We start from the raw sequence: 5,645 nt of genomic DNA, 5'->3' as shown, positions 1-5,645 counted from the left end.
CTCCCTTCGGGAAGCCGCTTTGGCCCTTGGCTTTGTGACAGAGGAAGAATATGACAAGTGGGTCGTTCCCAGAGATATGACCAATGTAGACCGGTAACAGTCAATACGACGCAGGGTTTTCAAAAACCCTGCGTTTTTGTTTCCTGCAGGAATCGGCTTTTCCCTTTTTAACGGCGTTTCCTTAGGGAAGCGCTGCTTCATTCGCAGAATCGGATTTCATAAGTATTTTGATTCCATACTTCGTTATAAGCCTCCTTAAACAGCTCGCTGTTCGCGTCGACTTATTCCTCGTATTGAACAAAAATACAGGAATGAAATCCGATAACGATTTCATCGGCGCTTCCTTAACGAACCGGACGGTTTCATGTATAATGGGTACAAAGAAAGGGCAGGAAGGGATGATGCCGGGATTTTCTGCAGGCAGATTCTTTGTCATCATAGATTTTCCCGGGAAAGTATTTCTTCCCATCTTTAATCTCCCCGGGCGGTGTGGTAAAATAATAGCGTTGACTTTAAAAAGTATATGCTTGTAACTATAGAGTATGGGGAGGTTATATGGGACATATCTCTGTAATCGGAAGCTGTAATATGGATCTCACCGTAGAGGCGGACAGAAGGCCTCTGGCCGGTGAGACGGTGATGGGAAAAAGGCTCATTGTTTCGCCCGGCGGCAAGGGAGCCAACCAGGCGGTGGCAGCAGCCCGTCTGGGAGAAGAAGTATACATGATCGGCTGTGTGGGCCATGATGCCTACGGCAGCCTGATGCTGGACGCCCTGAAGAAAAGCCATGTGCTGACGGACTACGTGTCAGTGCTGGAAGGCGTGGATACGGGTACAGCCCACATCGTCCTGGCGGAAGGGGACAACAGCATTATTGTTCTCAAGGGAGCTAATGACCATGTGAGCCGGAAAGTGGTGGATGACGCTTTTGATGTGATCCGCACCTCCGACCTGGTTATGCTGCAGCACGAAATCCCCATGGATACCATCGGCTACATCATTGACCGCTGCTATGAAGAAAAGGTGCCTGTCATGCTGAATCCGGCTCCCTACATGGACATTCCGGAATCCTGGATCGACAAGGTGACCTACATTACGCCCAATGAACATGAAGCGGCCCTCATGTTCCATGGCATGGACCGGGAGAACATCCTGAAATCCCATGCAGGGAAAGTCATCATGACCGTTGGCAGTGAAGGGGTTCTTTACGGCGAAGGAAATGATGTGGTCCATGTACCGGGCTTCCATGTACCGGTGGTGGATACCACAGGCGCCGGCGATACATTTAACGGTGCCTTTGCAGCAGGCAGGGTGGAAGGCCTTTCCATCAGGGAAGCCATCCGCTTCGCCAATGCGGCAGCGGCTATTTCTGTGGGAAAGATTGGTGCCCAGGGAGGAATGCCCTGGCGGAATGAAGTGGAGGAAATGCTCTCATGCAAAAAGTAGGAATCCTTAACAGCAGCATTGCAAAAGTTCTGGCTGATCTGGGCCATACAGATAAAATCTGTGTAGGGGACTGCGGCCTTCCGGTTCCGGCAGGGGTGCCGAAAATTGATCTGGCCCTCCGCCTGGGCGAACCGCCTTTTATTGAAGTCATTAAAGAAATGGCCAAGTATATGCAGATTGAAAAGATCTACCTGGCCCCGGAAACGAAGATTAAAAATCCGGCGCAGTGGAAAGCACTGCAGGAAGTATTTCCGGAAAGCGAAGTGGAATGGGTGATGCTGGACAGCCATGAAGAACTGAAAGCCTGGGAAAAGGACTGCAAAGCAGTGATCAGAACCGGCGAAATCACACCCTTTTCCAATGTGATTCTCCAGTCCGGAGTCATCTTCTAAGAGAGGTATCTGAAACTACATGGATATTAATATGATAGGCATCTGCAAATCCTTCGGCGCCAACAAGGTGCTGGGCGGCGTCAATCTTCACGTCCGTCCCGGCGAAGTGCATGCGCTCATGGGAGAGAACGGGGCAGGGAAATCCACCCTTATGAATATTCTCACCGGGATTCACAAGGCCGATGCCGGTACCATCATGGTAGACGGAAAGGAAGTCACTTTCCGGAACAACAAGGATGCTGAAGAGCACGGCATTGCCTTTATTCATCAGGAACTGAACATCTGGCCGAACCTGTCGGTGCTTGAAAATCTTTTCCTCATGAACCAGCCCAAGACAAGATTCGGCACCATTGATTTCAAGAAAATGCATGAAATGGCGGAAGCCAAATGCCAGGAAATCGGCATCGAACTGCCGCTGGATGAAATTGCAGGCGAATGCTCCGTAGGGCAGCAGCAGATGACGGAAATTACCAGAAGCCTCATGCTGGATGCCAAGACCGTCATTATGGATGAACCGACCGCCGCACTGACGGAAAGGGAAACAGACCGCCTTTTTGAAGTCATGAAAAAGCTGAAAAACCGGGGCGTTTCCATTATCTACATTTCCCACCGCATGGAAGAAGTATTTGCCAACTGCGATACCATCACCGTCATGCGGGATGGACAGACCATCAGCTCCCGTCCTACGGAAGAAACCAATATGGACCAGATCGTAGGCGATATGGTAGGCCGTGTGATGAGCGAATACTATCCGGCCCGCACCAATGTGCCGGGAGATGAGATTTTCCGGGTGGAAGGCTTCACACAGCCCGGTGTATTCCAGGACATTTCCTTCAACCTGAGAAAAGGGGAAATCCTCGGCGTAGCCGGCCTGATGGGGGCAGGACGCACGGAAATCATGCGTGCCATCTTCGGCGTGGATCCCCACCAGTCAGGAAAGCTTTTCTTTGAAGGAAAAGAAATCCATATTAAAAATCCAAGGGACGCTATCCGTCAGGGCTTCGGATTCATTACGGAGAACAGAAAGACCGAAGGCCTCATCCTTGATTTCTCCATCGAAAGAAACATTGCTCTTCCCAGTGAAGAACGGCTGGCCCAGAGCCATGTGATCAACGACAAAAAAGAATTTGACTTTTCCAGTGAACTTTCAAAACGTCTCGGCGTAAAGGCGCAGGATATCAGCCTGCCGGCCAGCACTCTTTCCGGCGGCAACCAGCAGAAGGTGGTTATCGCCAAGTGGGTAGGCATGCATCCGAAGCTTCTGATTCTGGATGAACCTACCAGAGGTATTGATATCGGGGCGAAGAAAGATATTTATGACCTGATGAACGAACTGACCGCCAAGGGCGTGTCCATCATCATGGTTTCTTCTGAGCTTCCAGAAGTTATTGGCATGAGTGACCGTATCCTTGTCATTCATGAAGGCAGGGCAGCAGGCATTGTTGAACATAAGGACGCTACCCAGACACGCATTATGACACTTGCAACCGGAGGAGAGTAAAAAGCATGAGTTCCGCAAAAGTAAAAAATATTATCAGGGAGATGGGACCTCTTATCGGACTTGTCCTTCTCTTTATTGTCATTTCCGTACTGAATGACAGTTTCATTGATCCGTCCAACCTTAAAAACCTGGCCCGCCAGATTTCCATTAACGCCCTCATTGCTTTCGGTATGACCTTCGTCATCCTCACCGGCGGCATTGACCTGTCTGTAGGCAGTATCCTGGCTCTTTCCAGTGCCCTCATGGCCAGCATGATCACCAAAGGCACCAATCCGGAACTGGCCATCATTATTTCCGCAGTCATCGGCATTCTTCTCGGCACCGTGAACGGCGTCATCATTTCCTACGGCAAGGTGGCTCCCTTCATTGCTACCCTGGCCACTATGACCATTTACCGAGGCGCTACCCTGGTGTACACCAACGGCAACCCGATTTCCGGACTTTCCGATGATCCTATTTTCACCGGCTTCGGCCAGGGATTTATCTTCGATATCCCTGTTCCTGCCATTGTCATGCTCATTGCCTTTTTCATTCTTTACTTCATTCTGAAGAAGACCCCCCTCGGCCGTCAGACCTATGCCGTAGGCGGCAATGAAAAAGTATCCTATATTTCCGGCATTAAGATTGACAGAATCAAGATTTTCGCCTATGCTTTGACCGGATGTCTCTGCGCAGTGGCAGGGGCTATCCTTACGGCCCGCCTGAACAGTGCCCAGCCTACCGCAGGCATGGGCTACGAACTGGACGCCATTGCGGCAGTCGTTCTCGGCGGCACCTCTCTTGCCGGCGGCAAAGGCCGTATTTCCGGTACCCTCATCGGTGCGCTGATCATCGGTACCCTGAACAATGGCCTTAACATATTAAATGTATCCAGCTTTTACCAGCAGGTTGTCAAAGGCGTGGTCATTTTACTCGCAGTACTTATGGACCGCAAGAAAAACTAAGGAGGAAAACAAGTTGTTAAAGAAAATCGCATTGGCTGCTCTTATTGGCGCAGCACTCATTTCCGCAGCAGGCTGCGGCTCTTCTGACAAGAAGGCTGACGGTGCAGCTTCCGGCTCTAAGAAAGTTACCATTGGTTTCTCTGTATCCACCCAGAACAATCCTTTCTTCGTTACCATGGCAAACAGCGTAAAGGCAGCTGCTGACAAGGCAGGTGTCAATGTCAAGATCGTTGACGCCCAGAATGACCCGGCTAAGCAGTCCAATGATATTGCCGACCTGCTCCAGGGAAATATCAGCGTCCTCATCGTAAACCCCGTTGACTCCGCTGCTATCTCCAACTCCGTACTGGCAGCCAATAAGGCAAAGATTCCTGTTATCACCATCGACCGTTCCGCTGATAAAGGGGAAGTAGCAGCTCATATCGCTTCCAACAACGTCAAGGGCGGCGAAATGGCAGCTGAATATATTATCTCCAAACTGGGCGAAGGCACTCCGGTGGCTGAACTGGAAGGCATCCCCGGCGCTTCCGCTACCCGTGAAAGAGGACAGGGCTTCCATAACATTGCAGACAACAAACTCAAAGTCCTGGCTAAACAGAGCGCTGACTTTGACCGCTCCAAAGGCCTCACCGTTTCTGAAAATATCCTCCAGGCTAACCCTGATGTAAAGGCTATTTTCGCTCAGAACGATGAAATGGCTCTCGGTGCTGTAAGCGCTGCCAAAGCTGCCAACAAGCAGATCTTCGTTATCGGCTTCGACGGCACAGATGACGGCATTAAGGCAGTCAATGACGGCTCCATGGCTGCCACCATTGCCCAGCAGCCTGACAAGATGGGTGAAATCGGCGTAGAAACCGCACTCAAACTGGCTAAAGGCGAAAACGTGGACAAGAACATTGCCGTTGATCTGAAACTGGTAGAAAAGAAATAATCATCCGCTTACCTAAAATATGACAACCTGGAAGAAACCGCAGACCCAGCAGGTCTGCGGTTTCTTTTTATAAGAGAAGAATTTAACAGTGGGAAACTGACGCTGTTCCCCCGTTAGACGACTCCTCCCTTCCAAAGGAAAGGGGCCCTGGATTTCCGTCTTGTGCTGCTTATGACACAAAGGTAAACCCGTAACGCAGGGTCCTTCCTCAGGCGGCAATCCTGTATAGGATTAGCTGGGCGAAGTAAGGCGCCTGGCCTGCGCATAAAGGCGCTTTCCTTTTGCCGCCCGATCGTCAGCAGCTGCATGGCAGGGCTGAGGACAGGTCTGGAAAATTCCAGAAAAAAATTAAATCCTTCATCGCCTGACGGCGACAACATTACCGGAAAAGGAGGCTCAAATTTGAGGCCTTAGCCGCTGCTTTCCCGCTG

General features: G+C 50.6%; 6 protein-coding genes. All 6 read left to right on the top strand.

Features of this window, described 5'->3' with window-relative positions; genetic code table 11:
• Positions 1-97, top strand: a 97-nt coding sequence (locus tag ACI4N7_RS08555) for a hypothetical protein (protein WP_439732940.1), incomplete at its 5' end; no start/stop codon positions are given.
• A 458-nt stretch (positions 98-555) separates the two neighbouring features.
• Positions 556-1,446: a ribokinase gene (gene rbsK, locus ACI4N7_RS08550; RefSeq protein WP_439732939.1), complete on the top strand. Its 891-nt coding sequence runs from the start codon at positions 556-558 to the stop codon at positions 1,444-1,446.
• Positions 1,434-1,838, top strand: a complete 405-nt coding sequence (gene rbsD, locus ACI4N7_RS08545) for a D-ribose pyranase (protein ID WP_439732938.1) — start codon at positions 1,434-1,436, stop codon at positions 1,836-1,838. Before rbsK ends, rbsD begins: the two co-directional genes overlap by 13 nt.
• Before the next feature lie 19 nt (positions 1,839-1,857).
• The gene (locus ACI4N7_RS08540) at positions 1,858-3,339 is read left to right on the top strand and encodes a sugar ABC transporter ATP-binding protein (protein WP_439732937.1); all 1,482 of its coding nucleotides are present in this window, start codon (positions 1,858-1,860) and stop codon (positions 3,337-3,339) included.
• Between the two features lie 5 nt (positions 3,340-3,344).
• Positions 3,345-4,283: an ABC transporter permease gene (locus ACI4N7_RS08535; protein WP_439732936.1), complete on the top strand. Its 939-nt coding sequence runs from the start codon at positions 3,345-3,347 to the stop codon at positions 4,281-4,283.
• 13 nt (positions 4,284-4,296) lie between these two features.
• Complete coding sequence (rbsB, locus tag ACI4N7_RS08530) at positions 4,297-5,214, top strand: ribose ABC transporter substrate-binding protein RbsB (protein ID WP_439732935.1); 918 nt, start codon at positions 4,297-4,299, stop codon at positions 5,212-5,214.
• The last annotated feature ends 431 nt before the right edge of the window (positions 5,215-5,645 follow it).

Source organism: Dialister sp. (assembly GCF_051885895.1).
Classification (GTDB): domain Bacteria; phylum Bacillota; class Negativicutes; order Veillonellales; family Dialisteraceae; genus Dialister.
The sequence above is the reverse complement of the archived record's forward strand: the minus strand, read 5'-3'. Positions and strand labels throughout refer to the sequence as shown.